At 69.9% G+C, this 23,533-nt stretch carries 19 protein-coding genes and 1 riboswitch; of the genes, 8 read left to right on the top strand and 11 right to left on the bottom strand.

What is annotated here, in order from left to right; translation table 11 throughout:
• The first annotated feature begins 64 nt into the window (after window positions 1–64).
• Window positions 65–266, top strand: a riboswitch (cyclic di-AMP (ydaO/yuaA leader).
• A 5-nt stretch (window positions 267–271) separates the two neighbouring features.
• Window positions 272–748: a transglycosylase SLT domain-containing protein gene (locus OO69_RS22510; protein ID WP_033282527.1), complete on the top strand. Its 477-nt coding sequence runs from the start codon at window positions 272–274 to the stop codon at window positions 746–748.
• A gap of 95 nt (window positions 749–843) precedes the next feature.
• Here the strand turns inward: OO69_RS22510 and OO69_RS22505 are convergent, their stop codons facing one another.
• The 5 genes from OO69_RS22505 to OO69_RS22485 all read right to left on the bottom strand — a co-directional run bounded on the left by OO69_RS22505 (window position 844) and on the right by OO69_RS22485 (window position 6,056).
• The gene (locus OO69_RS22505; protein ID WP_033282526.1) at window positions 844–1,650 is read right to left on the bottom strand and encodes a Cof-type HAD-IIB family hydrolase; all 807 of its coding nucleotides are present in this window, start codon (window positions 1,648–1,650) and stop codon (window positions 844–846) included.
• 106 nt (window positions 1,651–1,756) lie between these two features.
• Window positions 1,757–2,785: a LacI family DNA-binding transcriptional regulator gene (locus tag OO69_RS22500; RefSeq protein WP_033282525.1), complete on the bottom strand. Its 1,029-nt coding sequence runs from the start codon at window positions 2,783–2,785 to the stop codon at window positions 1,757–1,759.
• A 72-nt stretch (window positions 2,786–2,857) separates the two neighbouring features.
• Window positions 2,858–3,739: a carbohydrate ABC transporter permease gene (locus OO69_RS22495; protein ID WP_033282524.1), complete on the bottom strand. Its 882-nt coding sequence runs from the start codon at window positions 3,737–3,739 to the stop codon at window positions 2,858–2,860.
• Window positions 3,736–4,725: a carbohydrate ABC transporter permease gene (locus OO69_RS22490; protein WP_033282523.1), complete on the bottom strand. Its 990-nt coding sequence runs from the start codon at window positions 4,723–4,725 to the stop codon at window positions 3,736–3,738. The genes OO69_RS22495 and OO69_RS22490 overlap by 4 nt, the downstream gene beginning before the upstream one ends.
• Complete coding sequence (locus tag OO69_RS22485; RefSeq protein ID WP_033282522.1) at window positions 4,722–6,056, bottom strand: ABC transporter substrate-binding protein; 1,335 nt, start codon at window positions 6,054–6,056, stop codon at window positions 4,722–4,724. Before OO69_RS22485 ends, OO69_RS22490 begins: the two co-directional genes overlap by 4 nt.
• Before the next feature lie 221 nt (window positions 6,057–6,277).
• Here OO69_RS22485 and OO69_RS22480 point away from each other — a divergent pair, with 221 nt between their 5' ends.
• Both OO69_RS22480 and OO69_RS22475 read left to right on the top strand, forming a co-directional pair.
• Window positions 6,278–8,284 carry a beta-galactosidase gene (locus OO69_RS22480; RefSeq protein ID WP_033282521.1) on the top strand — a complete coding sequence of 669 codons (2,007 nt, stop codon included), beginning with the start codon at window positions 6,278–6,280 and terminating at the stop codon, window positions 8,282–8,284.
• Window positions 8,285–8,349: 65 nt separating this feature from the next.
• Complete coding sequence (locus tag OO69_RS22475; protein WP_033282592.1) at window positions 8,350–9,537, top strand: glycoside hydrolase family 53 protein; 1,188 nt, start codon at window positions 8,350–8,352, stop codon at window positions 9,535–9,537.
• A gap of 72 nt (window positions 9,538–9,609) precedes the next feature.
• Here OO69_RS22475 and OO69_RS22470 read toward each other — a convergent pair whose 3' ends face one another.
• On the bottom strand, window positions 9,610–10,158 hold the full coding sequence (locus OO69_RS22470; RefSeq protein ID WP_158713411.1) for a hypothetical protein: 549 nt from the start codon (window positions 10,156–10,158) through the stop codon (window positions 9,610–9,612).
• A 66-nt stretch (window positions 10,159–10,224) separates the two neighbouring features.
• Between OO69_RS22470 and OO69_RS22465 the strand changes: the two genes are divergently transcribed.
• Window positions 10,225–10,959 (top strand): hypothetical protein, encoded by a 735-nt coding sequence (locus OO69_RS22465; protein ID WP_033282520.1) that lies wholly within the window; start codon window positions 10,225–10,227, stop codon window positions 10,957–10,959.
• A gap of 3 nt (window positions 10,960–10,962) precedes the next feature.
• The gene (locus tag OO69_RS22460) at window positions 10,963–11,640 is read left to right on the top strand and encodes a formylglycine-generating enzyme family protein (RefSeq protein ID WP_033282519.1); all 678 of its coding nucleotides are present in this window, start codon (window positions 10,963–10,965) and stop codon (window positions 11,638–11,640) included.
• A gap of 14 nt (window positions 11,641–11,654) precedes the next feature.
• Here the strand turns inward: OO69_RS22460 and OO69_RS22455 are convergent, their stop codons facing one another.
• Both OO69_RS22455 and OO69_RS22450 read right to left on the bottom strand, forming a co-directional pair.
• On the bottom strand, window positions 11,655–12,875 hold the full coding sequence (locus OO69_RS22455; RefSeq protein ID WP_033282518.1) for an NAD(P)-binding domain-containing protein: 1,221 nt from the start codon (window positions 12,873–12,875) through the stop codon (window positions 11,655–11,657).
• 103 nt (window positions 12,876–12,978) lie between these two features.
• Window positions 12,979–14,229 (bottom strand): D-aspartate ligase, encoded by a 1,251-nt coding sequence (locus OO69_RS22450; RefSeq protein WP_033282590.1) that lies wholly within the window; start codon window positions 14,227–14,229, stop codon window positions 12,979–12,981.
• Between the two features lie 214 nt (window positions 14,230–14,443).
• Here OO69_RS22450 and fahA point away from each other — a divergent pair, with 214 nt between their 5' ends.
• Both fahA and OO69_RS22440 read left to right on the top strand, forming a co-directional pair.
• Window positions 14,444–15,658, top strand: a complete 1,215-nt coding sequence (gene fahA, locus OO69_RS22445; RefSeq protein ID WP_033282517.1) for a fumarylacetoacetase — start codon at window positions 14,444–14,446, stop codon at window positions 15,656–15,658.
• 297 nt (window positions 15,659–15,955) lie between these two features.
• Entirely contained in the window at window positions 15,956–16,894 is a 939-nt protein-coding gene (locus OO69_RS22440; RefSeq protein WP_033282516.1) for a M56 family metallopeptidase, read from the top strand.
• 469 nt (window positions 16,895–17,363) lie between these two features.
• Here OO69_RS22440 and recQ read toward each other — a convergent pair whose 3' ends face one another.
• On the bottom strand, window positions 17,364–19,436 hold the full coding sequence (gene recQ, locus OO69_RS22435; protein ID WP_033282515.1) for a DNA helicase RecQ: 2,073 nt from the start codon (window positions 19,434–19,436) through the stop codon (window positions 17,364–17,366).
• Between the two features lie 255 nt (window positions 19,437–19,691).
• Between recQ and OO69_RS22430 the strand changes: the two genes are divergently transcribed.
• The gene (locus tag OO69_RS22430; protein WP_033282514.1) at window positions 19,692–20,231 is read left to right on the top strand and encodes a hypothetical protein; all 540 of its coding nucleotides are present in this window, start codon (window positions 19,692–19,694) and stop codon (window positions 20,229–20,231) included.
• A 72-nt stretch (window positions 20,232–20,303) separates the two neighbouring features.
• Here the strand turns inward: OO69_RS22430 and nuoN are convergent, their stop codons facing one another.
• Together nuoN and OO69_RS22420 are read right to left on the bottom strand one after the other, a co-directional pair.
• The gene (nuoN, locus tag OO69_RS22425) at window positions 20,304–21,962 is read right to left on the bottom strand and encodes an NADH-quinone oxidoreductase subunit NuoN (RefSeq protein WP_033282513.1); all 1,659 of its coding nucleotides are present in this window, start codon (window positions 21,960–21,962) and stop codon (window positions 20,304–20,306) included.
• Window positions 21,959–23,530 (bottom strand): NADH-quinone oxidoreductase subunit M, encoded by a 1,572-nt coding sequence (locus OO69_RS22420; protein WP_033282512.1) that lies wholly within the window; start codon window positions 23,528–23,530, stop codon window positions 21,959–21,961. Before OO69_RS22420 ends, nuoN begins: the two co-directional genes overlap by 4 nt.
• Between the last annotated feature and the right edge of the window lie 3 nt (window positions 23,531–23,533).

The raw sequence follows: 23,533 nt of genomic DNA, 5'->3' as shown, positions 1-23,533 counted from the left end.
TAGGGGTTAGGTGTGATTCCGCCACTTGTTCCGGACATGTGCTCTCGCATAGTTTCCCGGCCTGTCGAGCGGAACGCCGAATCCTGCCGCCGCCCGGCATCCCAGTCACGAACTTCTCGCACGGCAGGAGCGGGGGAACCAGGTAAGTCGCCGGGCCGGTCGTCTCGACCGGAACGGCTTGGGGTTAAGTCACGTCCGCAAGGGCCTGGCCGGGCACCTCCCAGCCCGAACCCGACAGCTCACCTCGCAGGCGACGGAGAGGAACCTCGTCATGCCTGCAACCGCTCAGTCCCGCCGCGCCCGCCTCGTCCGCCGTGTCGTTCTCGCCGGCACCGGTGCCGCGATCATCGCCCTGCCCGTCGTGAGTGCGACCACCGCGTCCGCGGCCACCACGTCGACCACCGCGTCCACCACTCTTGCCGGGTACCCCAACACCCTTGACGGGTGGATTCGGGAGTCGCTCGCGATCATGGCGCAGAAGGGGATTCCGGGTACGTACAACGGGATCTACCGGAATGTGATCCGCGAGTCTTCCGGTAACCAGTACGCGATCAACAACTGGGACTCCAACGCGGCGGCCGGTACGCCGTCGAAGGGGCTTCTCCAGGTCATCGACCCGACGTTCAACGCGTATCACGTTGCCGGGACTTCGTACGACCCGTATGACCCGGTCGCCAACATCACCGCCGCCTGCAATTACGCCGCCGCGGTGTATGGCTCGATCGACAACGTGTACGGGGCTTACTAGAACCGATGTGACCAGCCACGATGGGTTGTGTTTTGAGTGCAGCGCCGTCGTGGCTGGTCGCGCAGTTCCCCGCGCCCCTAAAAAAACAGGGCGTTTCAGCTGAACAATCTCTCAAGTACCAGGGCGATTCCGTCGTCCTCGTTCGACGACGTCACCTCGTCCGCGACTGCCTTGAGTTCGGGGTGGGCGTTGGCCATTGCCACTCCATGCGCCGCCCAGTCGAACATCGGGATGTCGTTCGGCATGTCGCCGAAGGCGATGGTGTCCGAGGGGTGCAGGCCCAGGTGTTGGGCGGCCAGGGCCAGTCCCGTCGCCTTGGTGATGCCGAGTGGCTGGAGTTCGACGGTGCCGGGGCCCGACATGGTGACCGAGGCCAGGGAACCGACCACCGAGCGGGCCGTGGAGGCCAACTCGTCGTCCTCCAGGGCGGGGTGACGGAGCAACACCTTGCTGATGGGTTCGCACCAGAGGTCGTCACGTCGGCCCACCCGTACCGCCGGGAGCGTGGGGTGCGGCATCAAGTAGCCGGGCTCGATGAGGGTCAGGCCGTCCACGCCGTCCTGGTCCACCGCCGCGTACACCTGGCCCACTTCCGCCTCGATCTTGCCGAGCGCGGTCTCCGCCAACTCCCGGTCCAGGGTGACCGACCAGAGCAGACGGTCCGCGCCGGCGTCGTACAACTGCGCGCCCTGTCCGCACACCGCGAGCCCTCTGGAGCCGAGGTCTTCGAGCAACGGGCGCACCCTCGGGGCCGGCCTGCCGGTGACGACGAGGTGCCGGGCGCCGGCCTCCGCCACCCGCCGCAGTACGGCGCGGGACCGGTCGGAGAGCGTGTCGTCGCCGCGCAGCAGCGTTCCGTCCAGGTCGGTGGCGATCAGTGCATATGCGAGGGGTGCGGCCATGATCAGAGAATACGGATGGAAAGCCCCACCGACTCGACACGAACCGGACGGCTGCTGCCTTCACATGCGTGTACCCGTGTTCCGGTTGGTTTGACAATTACGACCGTTATGCCGACTCCCGTACCACCAGTTCCGTAGGCAGAATCACGCCCGCCGTGTCCTCACCGGCGATCTGGGCGAGGAGCATCCTCACCATCTCGGCGCTGATGCGGTCGTAGGGCTGGCGCATGGTCGTCAGGGCCGGGGTGATGGACGTGGCCGCCGCCGAGTCGTCGAAGCCTCCGACAGCGATGTCATCCGGGACCGAACGGCCGGACTGTTGAAGGGTGTTGACGACTCCCAACGCCATCAAGTCCGAAGCCACGAACACCGCGTCTATGTCCGGGGCCTGGGCCAGGAGGCGTCGGGCCGCTTCCTCGCCGCCCGTGCGGCGGTAGTCGCCCTCGACCACGAGGGTCGGGTCGTGGGGCAGGCCCGCCTCCGTCAGTACGTCCCTGTAACCCGCCAGGCGGTCGGGGCCGCCCGGTGCGTCGAGGGGGCCGGTGACCATGCCGATGCGGCGGCGGCCTCGCGCGATGAGGTGGCGGACCATCTCCTGGGCGCCGTCGCGGTCGGCCGCGGCCACGTAGCTGTACTTGGAGGCGGTGCCGAGCGGTTTGCCGCAGGCCACCAACGGGATTCCCGCGTCCCGGAGTTCGGCCGCCACCGGGTCGCCGCTGTGGTTGGAGACGAGGAGGACGCCGTCCACATGGCCCGAGGTGATGTACCGGGTCAGGCGGCGGCGTTCGTCCTTGGAGGAGGCCAGCATCAGCAGGAGCGGGATGTCGTGGCGGGCCAGGTGTTCGGTGCAACCCCGCAGCAGGACATTGAAGTTGGGGTCCTCGAAGAACTTCTCCTGCGGCTCGGTGAGGAGGAACGCCACCGAGTCCGAGCGTCCGGTGCTCAGGGAACGGGCGTGCCGGTTGACAACGTAGCCCGTCTTCCTGATCGCCGTCTCCACGGCGGTGCGGGCGGCCGGTGAGACGTAGTGGCCGCCGTTCAGGAACCGGGAGACCGTGCCCCGGGAGACCCCTGCCTCCCGGGCCACGTCGTGGATGGTGGGCGGTTTGCGGCGTCCGTTCGGACTGGTGGTCATGTTCCTCGTTCTGCCCGTTCGGGTGCGGTGGGGGGAGATACGGCTCAGTGCTTACACCTCGGGACTCACACCTCAGGCCTTGACCGATCCGCTGAGGAGGTCCAATGACCAGAACCGCTGGATCACCAAGAACAGCGCGATCAGGGGGAGGATCGCGAGGAAGCAGCCCATGATGACCAGGGTGTAGAGGGCGGGTTGGGAGGCGCCCTGGTTGAGCAGGGTGTAAAGGCCCAGCGTGAGCGGGAACTTGGTGTCGTCCGCGAGCATCACGTACGGCAGGAGGAAGTTGTTCCAGATGCCGACGAACTGGAACAGGAACACCGTAATGAGCCCCGGCATCATCATCGGCACCGCGATCCGCGAGAAGATCCGCCACTCGCTCGCGCCGTCCATGCGGGCCGCTTCGAGGAGTTCGGCGGGCACGGAGGCCGCCGCGTAGATGCGGACGAGGTAGACGCCGTAGGGGGAGAGGATCGACGGGAGGAGCATCGACCAGTACGAGTCGGCCAGGCCCAGCTTGGAGAGGAGGAAGTACTGGGGGACGGTCAGGACGATGCTCGGGACGAGGACGCCGGCCAGCATCAGCTTGAAGATGAACTCCCGTCCCCTGAAGGCGAATCGGCCCAGCGCGTAGCCGCCCGCGGCCGAGACCGCGGCGGAGAGCAGGGCGCCGCCGCCCGCGTAGAAGAGGGAGTTGACCATCCACTGCCAGTAGATGCCGTCGCGGTAGGCGCTGAGGTCCTTGATGTTGTCGAGGAAGCCGAAGCCGGGGGCGAAGGTGAACGTGGAGAAGAGTTCGCCGCGGCCCTTGCTGGCCGCGATGACCACCCAGACCACGGGGATCAGGCAGTACAGGGAGCCGATGACCAGCACCAGGGTGGGTACCCACGCGGTGCGCTTCGGCTTCGCGGGGCCCGGGCGGGCGTCGGTGGCGGTGAGGGTGAGGGGGGTCATGCCCGGTCCTCCCGGGTGTAGCGGTCGGAGACGCGCAGCAGCGTGAAGGAGAGCGCGAAGGTCGCCAGGGCCAGCACCACGGCGGTGGCGGAGGCGCCGTAGATGTCCGACCTGAGGAAGGCGGCGTCGTAGATGGCCATCAGCGGACTCCAGGAACTGGTGAGACCGTTGGTCAGCGGCTTGAGGGCCATGGGCTCGGTGAAGACCTGGAGCGTGGCGATGACCGAGAAGAAGAACGTGAGCACGAGGGACGGCATCACGATCGGGATCTTGATCCGCAGCGCGATCTTCAGGTCGGACGCGCCGTCGATGCGGGCGGCCTCGTAGATCTCCTGCGGGATCGAGCGCAGGGCGGTGTAGATGACGATCATGTTGAAGCCCGTGCCGCCCCACACCGCGATGTTCGCGAAGGAGAGGTACAGGTTGCCGCCGTCGAACAGGTCCGGCTGCGGGAGGTTGAACTCGCGGAGCAGGTAGTAGAAGGGGCTGACCGTCGGGAGGTACAGGAAGCCCCACATCAGGGCGGCGATGATGCCGGGGACTGCGTACGGCAGGAAGATCGCGAGGCGCGCGAACTTGGCGCTGCGGGCCTGCGGGGTGTCCAGCATCAGCGCGAAGACCAGCGCCAGACCGAGCATCGTGGGGATGACGATCAGGCCGTAGCCGAACGCGCGCAGGACGCTGTGCCCGAACTCGGAGTCGTGCAGGACATCGGTGTAGTTGCCGATGCCGTTCCACACCTGCTGGCGGGCGCCCTTGCCGAGGCCGATGCCCTTGACCTGGACCTTGTGGAGACTGAGCCACACCGCGTACCCGATCGGTACGACGGTGAAGGCGGCGAACAGGAACAGGGCCGGTACCAGGAACCAGTACGGCGCGCTGCGGCCACGGCGGCGGGGGCTGCGGGGGCGGACGGTGGTGGCGGTGCCGTCCGCCAAGGGCCCGGCCGGCGCGCGGTCGGAGCCCTTGAGCGGAGTGGCGGTCATGCCTCGGTCACCTTGAAGCCCTGCTTCTTCATGTCGGTGAAGGTCGACGACTGCATGGTCGCGAGCGCGGTGTCGAACTGCGCCGCCTTCTTCGCCTTGGTGGCCTTGCCGAACGCGTCGCTGAAGGAGTCGTAGGCGACCTGGACGTTCGGGCCCCAGGCGGACGCGGCCGTGGTGGCGGCGATCTTCGCGGCCGTGTCGTAGAAGTCGGTCTGGTTCGGGAAGAACTCGGGGGTGGTGAGCACCGAGCCGGACTGGCCCTTGGTGGCCGCCGGGTAGATGGAGACGTCCTTGACCAGGGCGGCGAGCGCCTCCGGGTCGGTGTTCAGCCAGGTGGCGAACTTGGCGGCGGCCTCGGCGTGCTTGGAGTCGGTGGAGACGCCGGTGGAGGAGCCGCCCCAGCTGCCGGTGACGTCCTCGCCCGCGCTCCACTGCGGCAGCGGCGCCATGCGCCACTTGCCCTTGGTGTCGGGGGCCGAGCTGACGAGTACACCGGGCGCCCACACGGCGGAGACCCAGGCGATGTTGGTGCCCTTGTTCAGCGCGTTGTTCCAAGCCGGCGTGTACATCGGCTGGTTGTCGATCACGCCCTCCTGGACGAGCCCGCCCCAGAAGTCGGTGACCTTCTTGGTCGCCGCGTCGTCGATGCCGACGGTCCACTTGCCGCCGCTCTCCACGGTCCACCACTTCGCACCGGCCTGCTGCGACAACCCCGCGAACAAACCGGGGTCGTTGGAGGAGAACGTCGTCAAGTAGGCGTCCGGGAGCGCCTTCTTGGCGGCGCGGGCGGTCTTGGCGAAGTCGTCCCACGTCGCCGGGACCGTCAGGTTGTGCTGCTTGAACAGGTCCTCGCGGTAGAAGAACATCAGCGGCCCGGAGTCCTGCGGTATCGCGTACACGGCGTCGGTGCCGAGCGTGACCATGCCCCAAAGGCCCTCGGCGAACTCGGACTTGGCGGACTTCGCGTACTTCGAGATGTCGGCGAGCACGTCGTTCGAGACCAGCGTCGGCAGCGCCTGGTACTCGACCTGGATCAGGTCGGGGGCGTTGCCCGCCTTCTTCGCGGTGATCAGCTTGGAGATGATGTCCTTGCCGGCCGCCTGCTTGGACACGGTGACCGTGATGTCCGGGTTCTTCTTGTTCCAGATCGCGGCGACCTTGTCCATGTTCGGCGCCCAGGCCCAGTAGGTCAGCTTGACGGGCCCGCTGCTCTTGCCGGAGTCGTCGTCGGAACCGCCGCAGGCGGCGAGGGTGCCCGTGAGGCCGACAGCTGCTGCCCCGGCAAGGATGCTGCGCCTGCTGAACTGGTGGCGGTGGATCGACATCTTCATCTCCCCTGACTGAGTGCGAGCCGGTCCCCGATGTCCCATCGGAGGTCCCGCATGCTCTGCACGGCTCTGTGACCGTGCACAGTAGAGAATTGTTTCGGACCCTTGTCAATGGATGAACCGTGGGGTTACCTACTTGTTGCTGACGGATGGACGCCGCAACCATCCATGTGCACGATCACAGAAACAGCCGAGTTTCCCCTCCGATCCCCGGGAGTGAACCCATGCCGTCCCCCGCCCCGCACGCCCGTCTGCCGCTCGCCTTCGGAGGTGACTACAACCCCGAGCAGTGGCCGCAGGAGGTCTGGGAGGAGGACGTACGGCTGATGCGGGAGGCCGGGGTCACGACGGTCTCCCTCGGCGTCTTCTCCTGGGCCCGGCTGGAGCCGCGTCCCGGTGAGTACGACTGGGAGTGGCTCGACACGGTGATGGACCTGCTGCACACGGCGGGCATCGCCGTGAACCTCGGCACGCCGACGGTCGTACCGCCGGCGTGGTTCTACCGCGCGCACCCCGACGCGCTGCCGGTGACGCGCGAGGGCGTGCGCCTGGCCTTCGGCTCGCGGGGCGCGATCTGCCACTCGAACCCCGAGTACCGGGCGGCGGCGGCCACGATCACGACGGCGCTGGCCGAGCGCTACGGCAGCCACCCGGCCGTGGTCCTGTGGCACGTCCACAACGAGTACGGCGCCCCGGTGCTCGCCTGCTACTGCGACGTTTGCGCGGCGGCTTTCCGCGACTGGCTGCGCATGCGCTACGGCACCCTCGGCGCCCTCAACCAGGCCTGGGGGACGGCGTTTTGGGGCCAGCAGTACGGCGACTGGGAGGAGATCACTCCGCCCCGGGCCACCCCCTCCGTATGCAATCCCACCCAGCAACTCGACTACCGCCGCTTCGCCGACGCCCAGGCCCGCGCCAACTTCACCGCCGAACGGGACATCCTGCACCGCCTCTCCCCCGGTGTCCCGGTCACCACCAACTTCATGGTCGCGCCGAGCCAGGGCCAGGGCGTCGACTACTGGGCCTGGGCGAAGGAGGTCGACCTCGTCACCAACGACCACTACCTGATGACGGACGGCCGCCGTACGCACGTGAACCTGGCGCTGGCCGCCGACTTGACGCGTTCGGTGGCGGGCGGGGGTCCGTGGCTGCTGCTGGAGCACGCCACGTCCGGGGTCAACTGGCAGCCGTACAACCCCGCGAAGCGCCCCGGTGAGATGGCCCGGAACTCACTCGGGCATGTGGCCCGGGGTTCCGAGGGCGCGATGTTCTTCCAGTGGCGGCAGTCGCAGTCGGGCGCGGAGAAGTTCCACACGGCGATGCTGGCGAACTCCGGTACGGACAACCGGGGTTGGCGTGAGGTGACCGAACTCGGCCGCAGGGTCGGGGACTTGGGCCGGGCCGGTCTGCGGGGTACACGGACCCGGGGTGACGTGGCGATGGTGTGGTCGTGGGACTCCTGGTGGGCGCAGAGCCTGGAGTGGCGGCCGAGCCAGGATCTGGACGCGCGGGAACGGTTGGACTCGTTCTACGAGGCCCTGTACGACCGGCACTTGACGGTGGACTTCGTGCCGCCGACGGGGCTCGGCGACCTGGACCCGGAGCGGTATCCGCTGCTGGTGGTACCGCAGTTGTACGCGGCGCCGGCCGGGGTGGGGGCGGACCTGGAGCGGTACGTCTCGCGGGGCGGAACCCTGCTGGTCTCCTTCTTCTCCGGGATCGTCGACGAGAACGACACCTTGCATCCGGGCGCGTATCCGGGGGCGTTGCGGGACGTACTCGGGCTGACCGTAGAGGAGTTCGACCCGTTGCTGCCGGGTGAGGTGGTGTCGGTCCGGGGGGCGGACGGGGCGTCGTACGAGGCGGATCTGTGGTCCGAGGTCGTGGTGCCGGGTGAGGGGTGCGAGACGGTCGCGGTGTTCGCCGATGGGCGTACGGCGGGTGGGGCGGCGCTGACCCGGTACGCGCTGGGGGCGGGGGCCTCCTGGTACCTGGCGACGCGGTTGACGGGGGCCGATCTGGCCGGCGTCGTCGACCTCGCCCTCGCGGACGCGGGGATCACGCCGGTCGATCTGCCCCGCGATGTCGAACTCGTCGTACGGGAGGGCGAGTCGGGGACGTTCCGCTTCGCGGTGAACCACACCGGGGGCGAGGTGAAGGTGGTGCTGCCGGACGGGAGCCGGGCGGCGGTGCCGGCGGGCGGGGTGGAGGTCTTCCACACCCCGCACTGATCAACTCCCGTGTTGTGGAGCCCAGTTACTCCTACTTCTTTCTGTCAGTGAAGGGAAACTTCGTGATGCGCAGACGCAGTGTTCTTACGGCGGCGGGGGCGGCGGCACTCGCGGTACCGGTGTTGGCGGCGGCGCCGGCGGTGGCGAGCACCGGCACCGGTACGTCGACCGGGGGTTCGGCCGGAGGCGGGTCGGACCGGCGCCGGCTGGAGATCCGGGGGATGGACATCTCGTCGCTGCCCAAGGACGAGGCGCACGGGGCGGTTTACCGCCGGGCTGACGGCCGCCGGGACGACCCGATCCGCATCCTGGCCGACGCGGGCGTGACGCACGCGCGCCTCAAGGTGTGGGTGAACCCGGCCGACGGTTACAACAACAAGAAGCACATCCTGCCGTTGGCGAAGCGCCTGCGCCGGGCGGGGATCGGCATCTGGGTCGACTTCCACTACTCCGACACGTGGGCCGACCCGTCCCACCAGACCAAGCCGGCGGCCTGGGCGGACCTGGACGTGGCGGGCCTGACACGCGCGGTCTACGACCACACCGCCGACGTCCTGGGCGCCCTGCGCCGCCAGGGCACCCCGGCGGACCTGGTCCAGATCGGCAACGAGATCAACGGCGGCCTGCTCTGGCCCACCGGCAAGAACTGGGGTGACGACGCCGGGGGTTGGGGCAACCTGACGACGTTCCTCAAGGCGGGCCTGAACGCGGCGCGTGACACGACCCCGCGTATCCGCACGATGCTCCACATCGCCTCGGGCGGCGACAACGGCACGTCACGCTGGTGGTACGACAACGTGGTCGCCGACGGCGTCGACTTCGACATCATCGCCCAGTCGTACTACCCGTTCTGGCACGGCGCCCCGGAGGCCGCGGCGGCCAACTTGGCGGATCTGGCGGCCCGTTACGACAAGCCGGTGCTGATCGCGGAGACGGCGTACCCGTTCACGCTGGAGAGCGAGGACGCGACGAACGACATCATGTACGACCCCTCGCAGCTGACGGCGGGCTACCCGGCGACCCCGGCAGGCCAGGCGGCGTGGCTCCGTACGGTGGCCGACCTGATGGCGAACGTTCCCGGCGACAAGGGCCTGGGTTACTGCTATTGGGAAGGCGTCTGGACGTACCGGGCCGGTGACGGCTGGGACCCGACGGACCCGACGTCCGGCAACGCGTGGGAGAACCTGGCGCTGTTCGACTTCCAGGACAGGGAGTTGCCGGGTTTGAGGACGCTGGGCCGCTACCGGTCGTAGTACCGCGGCACGGTCGTACGGCGGAGGGCACGGGACGAGTGTCCGCAGCGAGCCGGAGCGAACCGGAGCGGGTCAGGGCTGAACAGGCTGGCCGGGAGGCTGGGTTGGGTCATAGTGCGTGCGGGCGAAGGTGTCGTTCGCCCGGTGCACGGTGTCGGGTGCGGGCGGCGCCGGCCACACGCTGAGGAAGTGCTCTTCCACCGGGGTGTCGCCCTGGTGCGCGTCGCCTTCGTCGCGTCCGCGTGTCTGCACGCGGACGCGATACCAACCCTCCCCGGCCATCGCGAAGTTCCCTGCGTCCCACTGGACCTCACCGCCCCACTGGAACAGCCGCAGCATGCCACTCGTGCTGCAGATGCTCACGTCGACCACGGTCTCCCACTCCTCACCCGGCAGCGGGGGTTCGTCCGCGCACTGCCGGGTGGTCAGGCGTATATAACCGGTGTGCGTGCCTGCCCGCACCGTGAGGTGTTCCGGGCCCCCTGCCGCCAGGCTGTTCCCCGCGTGGATCCGCCTGACCGTGTCGGCGTCGTCGTACACACTGAGAAATTCGTCGCCCTGCAGGTAGTACTGCCGGTAGGCGACGAACATCCGATCCGAAGTCCACGTCGTATAGCGCATCCACCGGATCATGCCCTGCCCCACTGACAATGCGTGGCGAAGACCCCGGGCATGCATCATCGAGGCATGTTCACCCCCGAACAACGCGACCGCACTCGCGCCCGACTCCTCGCCCACGCCGAGGCCGACGCCGCAATCGTCGGCTTCGCCCACACCGGCTCGCACGCCACCGGCACCGGCGACCGCTGGTCGGACACGGACATCGTGCTGGCCGTGCGGGGCGACGTCGTCGAGGCCGTAGGTCGCTGGACGGCGTGGATCCACGACGAGTTGGGCGCCCGGCACCACTGGGACCTCGGCGTCGGCGGCGCGAGCGTGATCCGGGTCTTCCTGCTGCCGGGGTGGGTGGAGCTGGACCTCACCTTCGCCCCGGAGTCAGAGTTCGGCGCCCGGGGTCCGGCCTGGCAGACACTCTTCGGCACCCCGCACGAACAGCCGCCGTTCGCCGCCCCCGACCGCGACACCCTGATCGGCCACGCCTGGCACCACGCCCTGCACGCCCGCATCTGCCTTGAACGGGGCCGGAGTTGGCAAGCGGCACACTGGATCAACGCCCTGCGCGACCAACTGATCACCCTGGCCTGCCTACGCCTGAATCTCCCCACCGCCTACTCGAAGGGCGCCCACCTGCTACCGGCCGAGGTGACGACCCCCCTGGAATCCACCCTCATCCGCTCCCTCACGGAACCAGAACTCCGCCGCGCGCTCACCGCCACAATCACCGCCACGGCAACGGAACTTGACCACTCCGACCCCGAACTCTCCGCCCGCCTAACCCCGATGCTCACGGAGCTGACGTAACCCATGGGCACAACCACCCACATCGGCCTCACCCCGATCCCGCCCGGCCAGGTCACCCTCACCGACCGCCGTACGCAACGGAGTTGGAGCGTCGACCTCGCCCCCTTCCACCTCGGCACCCTGCCCGTCACCCAGGACCAGTACGCCCAGGTCACCGGCGAACGCCCCAGCACCGCTCAGGGCGACGGCCGCCTCCCCGTGGAGACCGTGTCGTGGCGGGACGCGGTCCTCTTCTGCAACTCCCTTTCCCAGCAGGAGGAGTTGACCCCGGCGTACGACTTCGACGCCCAGGGCGAACCCGTCCTGCGCGACCCCTCCGCCGACGGCTACCGTCTCCCCACCGAAGCCGAGTGGGAGTACGCGTGCCGGGCGGGGACGAGCGGCCCGCGCTACGGGCCCCTCGACGACATCGCCTGGCACCGAGGCAACTCCGGCGAGCGACCCCACGAGCCGGGCGGCCGACGCCCCAACCCCTGGGGGCTGCACGACATGCTGGGCAACGTCTGGGAGTGGTGCTGGGACCTCTACGACCCGGAGGTCTACGGCACCTACCGCGTCCTGCGCGGCGGCGGATGGTTCGACGAGCACTGGAGCTGCCGCGCCTCCGTGCGCCGCCGAAGCCACCCCACCTTCCGCGTGGACGACGTCGGCTTCCGCGTCGCCCGCTCCACAACGGGCTGAGCCCCTGCCGCCAACTACCCGTGCGCGGCCGCCAGATGCTTCGCCAGCCTCGGCGAAGCGAACTCGGTCCCGCACACGAACCGCATCACCGGCCCGTACGACGACGCCGACGGCAGCCCCGTGAAGTAGACGCCCGGCACGGACGACACATACCCGGCGCCGAGTTTCGGCGTACCCCGGCTCACCGCCAGCTGGGTGCGCAGCTCGTGCCCGAGGAAGTCCATCGCCGCGATGTCGACCCGGTACCCCGTCGCGGCGATGACGTGGTCGGCGGTGAGGTGCTGCGTGGCTCCGCCCGGCGTCGCGACGGTGAGCACCGGGCCGCCGTCCGCCGCGCCCGCGCCCCCGCCCGCCTCGGCCTGCACGATCCGCTCGACCTCGCTGACCTGCACCTTCCCCTCGAACCGCTCGCGCAGCCACCACGCCCCGAGCGGCCCGAGCACCCGGCGGACCAGGTAGTGCCGGGTCTGCTCGGGGAGGTGGCGGTACGGCTGGGGGTAGTAGCTCAGCGCCCACAGCGACCACGCGCGCCCGAACGGCGACTCGGGGCGCAGCTTCGGCTGCTTCCACGGAGGTGCGCCGAAGGCGACCCGGCCGTGCCCGCGCGAGACGATCCGCACGTTCGCACCCGCCTCCGCCGCCAACACCGCCGTCTCCAGGGCGGATTGACCGGCGCCGACGACGATCAGCTCCTTGCCCTTGAACCCGCTCAGGTCGTGGTGCTGGGAACTGTGCGAGACGGGACCGGTGGGCGCGGGCCCGTCGACCGCCGCCGCGGCCAGCTCCGGCGGGAGGTGGGCCAGGCCGTACAGCCCGGTCGCGACCACGACCGCCCTCGCCGTGAACAACTCCCCCGAGTCCAGCTTGAGTTCGAAGCCGCCGCCCGTCTTCCGGTCGACGGAGACGACCCGCACCCGCTCCAGCTCGGGCACCAGCTTCTGCTGGAACCACTCGCCGTAGGCGATGAAGGTCTCCACGGGGATGATGTCCTCGTCGGTGACCAGGCGGGGGATACCGGCCGCGTCGCAGTAGTCGACGAGGTTGTGGCCGGGCTGCGGGGCGTCGAGGCTGGAGGCGGCGGGGGTCGACTTCAGGAGCATCCCGGCGGGCATGTGGTCACGCCAGCTGACCATGGGCTCGCCGAAGACACGGACCGGAATGCCGCGTGCCCGCAGATGCGCGGCGGTGGACAGGCCGAACGGCCCGGCGCCGATGACTGCTACCGGTTGAATCACGAAGTCCCTCCCCAGGACGTCAATTCGTCACTTCGTGCCGGGGCCGCTGCTCGAACTCGCGTGCCCCTTGCGCTACTTGCTCGTTACTTGCTCGCTGCTGGAGTCACTGCTTGCCGCTACTGGTGCCGCTGCCGCGCCGGTTGGTGCGCCACAGCTGATACAGGTGCTTCGCGCCCGGCCGCACGAAGCGGGCCAGCATCGTGAAGAACGGCCGCAGGTCGTCACCCGCGAGCCAGGCCAGCTCCGTCCCGCTCGCCCGCGCCGGCGCGTGCGGCGTCGTATAGCCGCTGCGGCGGTAGGCGAGGAGGGCGGGCAGGTCGATGTTCTCCACGATGTACCGGTGGCCGGCGCGCTGCTCCCCCTCCGGGACGGAGCGGCCGGTCAGGTCGAGGTGCATGGCGCGGACTACGTCCACCCCCGACTCGTTCTCGAAGAGCCGGAACTGGGCGCCCATGCGGGGGTTGAAGTCGAGCAGTTTGTACTGGCCGTCGCGCCGGTCGAAGCGCAGGTCGAGGTCGATGACGCCGGTGAAGCCGATCTGTTTGATGAAACGTGCGGCGATGTCCGTGAGTTCCGGATTGTCGACCACGTACGCGTTCGCCGTCATCCCCGCGTGCGGCGGCCAGGAGCGCACCTTCACCCCGGTGAACAGGGCCAGCGGGGTCGAGTCCTGGTCGAAGTACGCGTGCACGATCCAGTCCTCGGCCTCCTCCCTCGGCAGGTACTCCTGGAGGATCACCCCGGGGTGCTCGCCCCAGTCCCGCGCGAGCGTGAGCAGCCCCTCGCGGGTCGCGATCCTCGTCGTCCCGTTCACCGCCGGCCGGGAACGCCGTACGAACGCCTCCCTGTTCTTGGCCACCAGCGGGAAGCGGGCCTTCTCGGCGAACTCGACGATGTCGTCGTACGACTGCGGGAAGGCCGCCGCGGGGCTGGGGATGCCGTGCTCCACGCAGAGTTCGTGCAGGCCCTGCTTGCTCGCGAGGCGACGCGGCAACTTCGGTTCCACCCGCGGGAAGAGGAAGCGGGAGCCGAGCGCGTCCTGGTGCTCGGCGATCAGGACGGCGGCCTCCTCGTCGGTGGGGATGAGGACGGCGGGCCGGCCGATGCGGCGCCCGACGCGCAGCAGGCCCTCCACCAGTCGCCCGGGTTCCTCCGTGCCGGTCGTCGGCCACACGAACGCGCGCTCCAGATAACGGGACGCGGCCGCGGGTGTGTAACGGTCCTCCGTGATCGCATACATCGGCACGCCGAGGCGCCCCAGACTCCGGATCGCGCCCACCCCACCGTGATGCAGCGGATAGTCGCCGAACTTCACGATCAGGCCCGGCACTTCGCGGTCGGCCTCGAAAGGCACGCTGAAGCGCTTGGCCACGGGTCCCCCCACGTGTCCCCCCTACGGACCGGACCCACCCCGTCCGTGTCCCCCAAAGGACGCTAAGCCGGAATTGCCGCTTCCGACAAGGCCTTTTCGGACATTGCGAACTCTTTAGACACTGCCGGTTCGCGCAACTCACCCGTAACGTGTGGCGCGGCCACATGCGAGTACGTACGAGAGTGAGGCAGCACCCATGCCCCCCTTCGATCTTCCCGAGGGCGACCCCTTCGGCCCGCACAATCTTCCCTACGGCGTCTTCTCGCCCCTCGGCTCGGACGAACGGACCGTCGGCGTCCGCCTCGGCGACCACGTCCTCGACGCGGGCGCGGCGGCGGAGGCGCTCGGCTCGCCGTACGTCTCCCTCCTCGCGCACCCCACCCTCAACCCGCTGCTCGCCGCGGGCCACACGGCCTGGTCGGACGTCCGCCGCGCGCTGACCGCGTGGGTGACGGTCCCGTCCCACCAGGACACGATCGCCCCGTACTTCCACCCGCTCTCCGCGGTGACCCTGCACCTCCCCTTCGAGGTCGCGGACTACGTCGACTTCTACGCCTCGGAGAACCACGCCCGGAACGTCGGCCGCATCTTCCGCCCGGACGCCCCCGACTCCCTGACCCCCAACTGGAAGCACCTGCCGATCGGTTACCACGGCCGCGCCGGCACGGTCGTGGTCTCGGGCACGGATGTCGTACGACCCTCCGGCCAGCGCAAGGCCCCGGCCGACCCCGCGCCGGTCTTCGGCCCGTCGGTCCGCCTGGACATCGAGGCGGAGGTCGGCTTCGTGGTCGGCGCGCCGTCGGCGATGGGCAGCCCGGTGCCGCTCGCCGACTTCCGCGAACACGTCTTCGGCCTGTGCCTCCTCAACGACTGGTCGGCCCGCGACATCCAGGCCTGGGAGTACGTCCCCCTCGGCCCGTTCCTCGGCAAGTCCTTCGCCACGTCGGTGTCGGCGTGGATCACCCCGCTGGACGCGCTGGAGGAGTCGCGGGCAACCCCGCCGGAGCGCACGCACGACCTCCTCCGCTACCTGGACGACTCGGCCGAGGAACCCGGCGGCTACGACCTCCGCATCACCGTCGCGATCAACGGCCACCCGGTCTCCGAGCCGCCGTTCTCCACCATGTACTGGACCGCCGCCCAGCAACTCGCCCAGATGACGGCCAACGGCGCCTCCCTGCGCACCGGCGACCTCTACGGCTCCGGCACGGTCAGCGGCCCGACGGAACGCGAGCGGGGTTCCCTGCTGGAGCTGACCTGGAACGGCCGCGACGCCCTCGAACTCCCGGACGGCAAGCGGACGTTCCTGGAGGACGGCGATGTGGTCACGCTCTCGGCGTGGGCGCCGGGCGCGGACGGCACGCGGGTGGGTCTGGGCGAGGTCACGGGCAGGATCGTGCCGCGGGACTGAGACGACAGGGTCGACGGGGCCGACGAAATGGGGCGAGCAGCTGCGGGTCAGCCCGGCGGGGTCGGCGGGACCGGCAGGGCCGGCGGGCGGATCGTGGCGCGGGACTGAGACGCGAGGGGCGGCGGGGCCGGTGGGTGAGATGAGTCCGGTGGTCTCTTTACTCCTGACTCCGGCCGCCCGTGCAGTCATACTGACGGCGGGCGGCACACATGCCGTGGACCCGCCCTCGGGTACAGCCGCACCCGCGCCCTCTGTTCCCCCTGTTACTTCCGCTGACCAGGATCCGGAGCCCGTGGCATGACTGTCTGCCTGCTCCTGCTGAGCGTCGTCGCCCTCTCGGCCGCCGTGCCGGCTCCGCGCGCGCTGACCCGGGCGGTGTGGCCCGAACGGGAGCCCGTGATCGGCCTCTGGGTGTGGCAGTGCCTGGTCGCCACGGTCCTGCTGTGCTGCCTGGCCGCCCTGGTCCTGGGCGCGGCCGCCGTCTTCCACACCGTCCGTGATCATGTCTTCGCCCCCGCTCCCCCGGCCGTCACCGCGGCCTACGACCTCTCCGCCGCCCCCGCCTGGGCGGTCGCCCTCACGCTGTCACTCGCCTGCGGTGCCGCCTGGACCACCGCGATGCTGGCCCGCGAACTCGCCGAGGCCCGCCGCCGCCGGGGCCAGGCCCGCGCCCACCTCCGCGAACGCGCCCCCGACCTACCTGCGGGCCTGCCCCCGGCGCGCGGCCCCCTCCTCGTCCTGGAGGACGAGTACCCGGACGCCTGGTGGATGCCCGGCCATCCGCCCCAACTCGTCGTCACCACAGGCGCGTTGCACCGCCTCACCGGCCACCAACTCGACGCGGTCCTCACCCACGAACGCGGCCACGCCCGCGCCCACCACGACTGGCTCCTGCACCTGTCGACCGCGCTGGCCTCCGGCTTCCCGCACGTCCCCCTGTTCTCCCACTTCTGCGACCAGACCCACCGCCTGGTCGAACTGGCCGCCGACGACACGGCCTCCCGCCAATGCGGCCACCTGACCACGGCGTTGGCCCTCATCGAGCTCAACAACCACCGAGGCGTCCTCTCCTGCGCCTCCAGCCACCGCCTCCTCGGCGAACGCGTCAACCGCCTCCTGGACCCCCGCCCGAGGCTGGGCCGCCGCCACCGAGCCCTGACGACGACGGTCGCGACCCTGGTCCCTTTGCTGCCGCTGCTGATCGTGTTCGCACCGGGGCTCACGGCTTTGGGCTGAGGGCCCTGAGCTCACACCCCGGGCCCGAGAACCTGGGCTCACGGCGCGGCGCAGGCGCACCCAGGCCGGCGGCACTGGATAGGTGGCCCCGGGTCAACGACCGCGTGGCGGACCGCAGTCGGCCGACGGGACCGGGCAGACAACGGCGACCCGACGACAGCGGCCGGCGGCAACAGCCGACACCGCCAACCTGACGGCAACGGCCCGACCTCGGTGGCCGACGGCAACGGCAGACAGCCCCGGCCTGCCTGCAGCAGGCTGCCGCTCCCACCCGACGCACTCACCCAGCGGGACAGCCCCACCGGGCCTACCCGAACGCGCTGAGCTACGCCCCCGGCGCTGAGACCTGGCCCAAGGGTCCTGGTCTCACGGCCCTGCGCCGACGCCCCCAGCCCGACCGCCCTGGGCCGAGGACCGTACCGGGGACCACCCACACCCCGGTCCCGGTCCCAACGCCGAGTCCCGCCCCCTACATCCAGTCCTCCGGCTCCGGCTCCGCATCCATCTCCGGCCAGTAGTCCGCCCCGGGGTCAACATCCTTCGCTGCCCGCCCTGTTGCGGGTGCCGACGCCTGTGCCCGCACCGGTGCCTGTGCCGGCGCTTGCACCGCGGCCGGAGCCGGAGCCGGTACCGGAGCCACAGCCGGTGCCTCGCCCAACCCCGCCAGCACCCCGATCACACCCTCCCCGTACGTCGCCAGCTTCTTCTCGCCGACCCCGCTGATCTCCCCGAGCTGCCCCACCGACGTCGGCCACACCGTCGCGATCTCCCGCAGCGTGGCGTCGTGGAAGATGACGTACGCCGGAACCCCCTGCTCGCGAGCCTGCTCCGCGCGCCAGGCGCGCAGGGCCTCGAAGGCGGGCTGCAACGACTCCGGCAACTCCACCGCCGCGGCCTTGGCCTTGCGCTCGCCGCGCCCCGAGGACGACCCCGACCGCGAGGAACCCGCCGGCTTCTTCGGCTCCTTGCGCAACGGCACTTCCCGCTCGCGCCGCAACACCGTGCCGCTCGCCTCGGTGAGCACCAGCGTGCCGTACTCCCCCTCGACCGCGAGCAGCCCCTGCGCCAGCAACTGCCGTACAACACCCCGCCATTCGCCCTCGGCCAGGTCCTGGCCGATGCCGAACACGGACAGCTGGTCGTGGTCGAACTGGATCACCTTGGCCGACCGGCGCCCCATGAGGATGTCGACGATCTGCAGGGCGCCGAACTTCTGGCCCCGCTCCCGCTGCAGCCGCACCACCGTCGAGAGGACCTTCTGCGCGGCGACCGTGCCGTCCCAGGTCTCGGGCGGGGTGAGGCAGGTGTCGCAGTTGCCGCAGCCCGCCGCGTCCGGGTCCTGCCCGAAGTAGGCGAGCAGTTGGCCGCGTCGGCACTGCGCGGTCTCGCACAGCGCGAGCATCGCCTCCAGGTGGGACGCGGCCCGGCGGCGGAACGCCTCGTCGCCTTCGCTGGACTGGATCATCTTGCGCTGTTGTATGACGTCGTTCAGGCCGTACGCCATCCACGCCGTGGAGGGCATTCCGTCACGCCCGGCACGACCCGTCTCCTGGTAGTAGCCCTCCACCGACTTGGGCAGGTCGAGGTGGGCGACGAACCGTACGTCCGGCTTGTCGATGCCCATGCCGAAGGCGATGGTCGCGACGACGATCAGGCCGTCCTCGCGCAGGAACCGGGACTGGTGTGCCGCGCGCGTGCCCGAGTCCAGGCCCGCGTGGTACGGCACCGCCTCGATGCCGTTGCGCGACAGGAACTCGGCGGTCGTGTCGACGGACTTGCGCGACAGGCAGTACACGATGCCCGCGTCGCCCGCGTGCTCCTCGCGCAGGAAGCTCAGCAGCTGCTTCTTGGGGTCGGCCTTCGGCACGATCCGGTACTGGATGTTGGGCCGGTCGAAGCTCGCCACGAAGTGTCGGGCACTCGGCATGTTCAGCCGCTGGGTGATCTCCTTGTGCGTCGCGTCCGTGGCCGTGGCCGTGAGCGCGATCCGCGGAACGTCCGGCCACCGCTCGCCGAGCACCGAGAGGGAGAGGTAGTCGGGACGGAAGTCGTGACCCCAGGACGACACACAGTGCGCCTCGTCGATCGCGAACACCGAGATCTTGCCGCGCGACAGCAGGTCCAGCGTGTTGTCGAGCCGCAGCCGCTCCGGGGCGAGATAGATCAGGTCCAGCTCGCCCGCCAGGAACTCCGCCTCGACCACGCGCCGCTCGTCGAAGTCCTGCGTCGAGTTCATGAACCCGGCGCGCACCCCGAGCGCCCGCAGCGCGTCCACCTGGTCCTGCATCAGCGCGATCAGCGGGGATACGACCACTCCCGTACCAGGTCTGACCAGGGACGGGATCTGGTAGCAGAGCGACTTGCCGCCGCCGGTCGGCATGAGGACGACGGCGTCGCCGCCCGCCACCACATGCTCGATGACCTCTTCCTGCTCGCCGCGGAAGCTGTCGTAGCCGAAGACGCGGTGGAGCGTGGCCAGCGCCTCGCTCTCGCCCTGTGCCGCCGGCGTCCGTACTTCGGTCGTCACAACCGTCCCGCCCATCCCGTGCATCGCTCGTCCCCCGTACGTCGTCCCTCGACCACTGCGTCCACGATAGGGCTCCGCGCTGACAGCGTCGGAGTTATCCACAGGCTGGCGACAGTGACCGGGCGTGGTCAGTCGAATGGCTCCCGTCACATGGCGCGACCACCACGGCCGGAACATGCTGCTCGGGCGGGACCGCGGAGGCCCGCCACGCCCCGAACGGACGGCGCGCCGTGCGTGCGGACGCCTCCCGAAAGTCCAAGGAGCCCCACCATGTCCTCTCGCCCCCTGCGGAGCGCCGTGCGGACCGCCCTCGCGGTGGCGACGGCCGCGGCCTTCGCGCTGACCGCCGCCCCGGCACACGCCGCGACCGACCCCGACCCGTCCGTGTGGACCCAGCTGAGCAGGACCACTCAGGCCACCGCCAAGTACGGGTACGAGGGGTTCGCGGCGGCCGGCGGCTACGCGCGCACCGACACCTGCGTCGCCGACCCGGCCGAGGGCGGCATGGGCTACCACTACGTCAACCCGGCGAACATCGGCTCGGTCGATCCGCAGAAGCCGGCGGCCCTCGTGTACGCGGACGGGTTCACGGACGAGTACACGGGCACCTCCAACGGCGGCCCGCGCAAGCTGGTCGCGGTGGAGTGGGTCGTGAAGGACTCGGGCCAGGCCGCGCCCACGCTGTTCGGGCAGACCTTCCAGAAGAACCAGCTCCCCGGCTACTTCACCCTGCACGCCTGGCTCTACAAGCCCAACTCGGCGGGCCTGTTCGCCTCTTGGAACCCCGAGGTCATCTGCCCGACGGTCTGACCGCGCACACGCGAAGGCCCCGGCTCGCTCGAAGCGAACCGGGGCCTTGCGCATGGGCTCAGCGGCCCGCGCTCAGCGGACGAAGACTCCCGCCTGGTTCGCCAGGTCCAGGAAGTACTGCGGAGCCACACCGAGGACGAGCGTGGCCGCCACGGCCACCCCGATCGTCGCCATGGTCAGCGGGGACGGGACCGCGACGGTGGGGCCGTCGGGCCGCGGCTCGCTGAAGAACATGAGCACGATCACGCGGATGTAGAAGAACGCCGCGATCGCCGAGGAGAGCACACCGACCACGACCAGCGGGGCCGCGCCACCGGCCGCCGCCGCCTTGAACACGGCGAACTTCCCGGCGAAGCCGGCCGTCAGCGGAATGCCCGCGAAGGACAGCAGGAACACCGCGAACACGGCCGCGACCAACGGCGACCTCCGCCCGAGCCCCGCCCACTTCGACAGGTGCGTCGCCTCGCCGCCCGCGTCCCGTACGAGCGTGACGACCGCGAACGCGCCGATCGTCACGAACGAGTAGGCACCCAGGTAGAAGAGGACCGACGAGACGCCGTCCCGGGTGGTCGCGATGACACCCGCGAGGATGAAGCCCGCGTGCGCGATCGACGAGTACGCCAGGAGCCGCTTGATGTCGGTCTGGGTGATCGCGACGATCGCGCCGCCCAGCATCGTGATGATCGCCACACCCCACATGACGGGCCGCCAGTCCCAGCGCAGGCCCGGCAGTACGACGTAGAGGAGCCGGAGCAGCGCTCCGAAGGCGGCCACCTTGGTCGCGGCGGCCATGAAGCCGGTGACCGGGGTCGGCGCGCCCTGGTAGACGTCGGGCGTCCACATATGGAACGGCACCGCGCCCACCTTGAACAGCAGCCCCATGACGATCATCGCGCCACCGATGAGCAGCAGCGCGTCGTTGCCCATGGTGTCGGCGAGGGCCGGGTTGATGTTGGTGATGGAGCCGTCGACGACCTGGGAGATCGTCGAGTACGACATCGAGCCCGCGTAGCCGTAGAGCAGCGCGATGCCGAACAGGGTGAACGCGGAGGCGAAGGCGCCGAGCAGGAAGTACTTGACCGCGGCCTCCTGCGACAGGAGTCGCTTGCGGCGGGCCAGGGCGCACAGGAGGTAGAGCGGGAGCGAGAAGACTTCCAGGGCCACGAACAGGGTCAACAGGTCGTTGGCCGACGGGAAGACGAGCATTCCGGCGACCGCGAAGAGCAGGAGCGGGAAGACCTCGGTGGTGGTGAACCCGGCCTTGACCGCGGCCTTTTCGCTGTCGCTGCCGGGCACGGACGCACCCTGCGCGGCGAACGAGTCGACCCGGTTGCCGTGCGCCTCGGGGTCGAGTCGCCGTTCCGCGAAGGTGAACAGGCCGACCAGTCCGGACAGCAGGATCACGCCCTGGAGGAACAGGGCCGGTCCGTCGACCGCGATCGCGCCCATGGCCGCGATGTGCGCCTTGGTGGTGCCGTACCCGTCCGCCGCGAGCGCCACGACCGCCGCGAAGGCGGCACAGAGCGCTACGGCGGACACGAACACCTGGGCGTAGTAACGGGACTTGCGCGGGACGAACGCCTCGACCAGGACCCCGATGAGGGCCGCGCCGAGGATGATCAAGGTGGGCGACAATTGCCCGTACTCGATCTTCGGCGCGTCGATCTTCGAGATCGGGTCGGCCGCGGTTGCCGCCGTTGTCCACAGGCTGTGGACGGCTGTTGCGCTCACTTGGCCGCCTCCACCGAGGGCTTGGGATCCTTCTTGTGCACGTCGGACAAGGTCTGCTTGACCGACGGGTTCACGATGTCCGTGACGGGCTTCGGGTAGACACCCAGGAAGACCAGCAGCACGATCAGCGGGGCCACGACGACGAGTTCACGCGCGCGCAGGTCCGGCATCGAGGCGACCTCGGGCTTCACCGGGCCGGTCATCGTCCTCTGGTAGAGGACGAGGGTGTACAGCGCGGCGAGGACGATGCCGAAGGTCGCGATGATCCCGATCGCCGGGTAGCGCGAGAACGTGCCGACCAGCACCAGGAACTCGCTCACGAAGGGCGCGAGTCCCGGCAGCGACAGCGTGGCCAGACCGCCGATCAGGAAGGTGCCCGCGAGCACCGGGGCGACTTTCTGCACCCCTCCGTAGTCGGCGATCAGACGCGAGCCGCGCCGCGAGATCAGGAACCCGGCGACCAGCATCAACGCGGCCGTGGAAATGCCGTGGTTGACCATGTAGAGCGTCGCGCCGGACTGGCCCTGGCTGGTCATCGCGAAGATGCCCAGGACGATGAACCCGAAGTGCGAGATCGACGCGTACGCCACCAGCCGCTTGATGTCCCGCTGCCCGACCGCGAGCAGCGCGCCGTAGATGATGCTGATCACGGCGAGGACCAGGATCACGGGCGTCGCCCACTTGCTGGCGTTCGGGAACAGCTGGAGGCAGAAGCGGAGCATCGCGAAGGTGCCGACCTTGTCGACAACCGCCGTGATCAGTACGGCGACCGGCGCCGTGGCCTCGCCCATCGCGTTGGGCAGCCAGGTGTGCAGCGGCCACAGGGGCGCCTTCACCGCGAAGGCGAAGAAGAAGCCCAGGAACAGCCAGCGTTCGGTGCTGGTCGCCATGTGCAGCGTGCCGTTGGCCCGCGCCTGCGCGATCTCCGCGAGCGAGAAGTTCCCGGCGACTACGTAGAGGCCGATCACGGCCGCCAGCATGATGAGCCCGCCGACCAGGTTGTAGAGCAGGAACTTGACCGCCGCGTACGACCGTTGGGTGGCCGCCGCCTCGTCGCCGTGTTCGTGCGCGCTGTCCCCGAAGCCGCCGATGAGGAAGTACATCGGGATCAGCATGGCTTCGAAGAAGATGTAGAAGAGGAAGACGTCGGTGGCCTCGAAGGAGATGATCACCATCGCCTCCACCGCAAGGATGAGAGCGAAGAAGCCCTGGGTGGGCCGCCAGCGCTTGTTGCCCGTCTCCAGGGGGTCGGCGTCGTGCCAGCCGGCCAGGATCACGAACGGGATCAGCAGGGCGGTGAGCGCGAGGAGCGCGACCGCGATGCCATCCACACCCAGCTCGTAGCGGACCCCGAAGGCGGCGATCCAGGCGTGGGACTCGGTGAGTTGGTAGCGGTCGCCGCCCGGGTCGAAGCGCACCAGGACCGTGACGGCCAGCGCGAGCGTCGCCAGCGAGACCAGCAGCGCCAGCCATTTCGCGGCGGTGCGCCGGGCGGCCGGGACGGCGGCCGTGGCCACCGCCCCGAGGGCCGGGAGCGCCGCCGTCGCTGTCAGGAGGGGAAAGGACATCGG

This window comes from Streptomyces sp. NRRL F-525 (assembly GCF_000716605.1).
In the GTDB taxonomy this organism is placed as follows: Bacteria; Actinomycetota; Actinomycetes; order Streptomycetales; family Streptomycetaceae; genus Streptomyces.
This window is presented reverse-complemented; position numbering and strand designations above follow the sequence as displayed.

Bases quoted from the DNA above. Each gene is read 5' to 3' on its own strand.
- OO69_RS22510 (WP_033282527.1), top strand. From the start codon at position 272: ATGCCTGCAACCGCTCAGTCCCGCCGCGCCCGCCTCGTCCGCCGTGTC.
- OO69_RS22505 (WP_033282526.1), bottom strand. From the start codon at position 1,650: ATGGCCGCACCCCTCGCATATGCACTGATCGCCACCGACCTGGACGGA.
- OO69_RS22500 (WP_033282525.1), bottom strand. From the start codon at position 2,785: ATGACCACCAGTCCGAACGGACGCCGCAAACCGCCCACCATCCACGAC.
- OO69_RS22495 (WP_033282524.1), bottom strand. From the start codon at position 3,739: ATGACCCCCCTCACCCTCACCGCCACCGACGCCCGCCCGGGCCCCGCG.
- OO69_RS22490 (WP_033282523.1), bottom strand. From the start codon at position 4,725: ATGACCGCCACTCCGCTCAAGGGCTCCGACCGCGCGCCGGCCGGGCCC.
- OO69_RS22485 (WP_033282522.1), bottom strand. From the start codon at position 6,056: ATGAAGATGTCGATCCACCGCCACCAGTTCAGCAGGCGCAGCATCCTT.
- OO69_RS22480 (WP_033282521.1), top strand. From the start codon at position 6,278: ATGCCGTCCCCCGCCCCGCACGCCCGTCTGCCGCTCGCCTTCGGAGGT.
- OO69_RS22475 (WP_033282592.1), top strand. From the start codon at position 8,350: ATGCGCAGACGCAGTGTTCTTACGGCGGCGGGGGCGGCGGCACTCGCG.
- OO69_RS22470 (WP_158713411.1), bottom strand. From the start codon at position 10,158: ATGCGCTATACGACGTGGACTTCGGATCGGATGTTCGTCGCCTACCGG.
- OO69_RS22465 (WP_033282520.1), top strand. From the start codon at position 10,225: ATGTTCACCCCCGAACAACGCGACCGCACTCGCGCCCGACTCCTCGCC.
- OO69_RS22460 (WP_033282519.1), top strand. From the start codon at position 10,963: ATGGGCACAACCACCCACATCGGCCTCACCCCGATCCCGCCCGGCCAG.
- fahA (WP_033282517.1), top strand. From the start codon at position 14,444: ATGCCCCCCTTCGATCTTCCCGAGGGCGACCCCTTCGGCCCGCACAAT.
- OO69_RS22440 (WP_033282516.1), top strand. From the start codon at position 15,956: ATGACTGTCTGCCTGCTCCTGCTGAGCGTCGTCGCCCTCTCGGCCGCC.
- recQ (WP_033282515.1), bottom strand. From the start codon at position 19,436: ATGGGCGGGACGGTTGTGACGACCGAAGTACGGACGCCGGCGGCACAG.
- OO69_RS22430 (WP_033282514.1), top strand. From the start codon at position 19,692: ATGTCCTCTCGCCCCCTGCGGAGCGCCGTGCGGACCGCCCTCGCGGTG.
- OO69_RS22420 (WP_033282512.1), bottom strand. From the start codon at position 23,530: ATGTCCTTTCCCCTCCTGACAGCGACGGCGGCGCTCCCGGCCCTCGGG.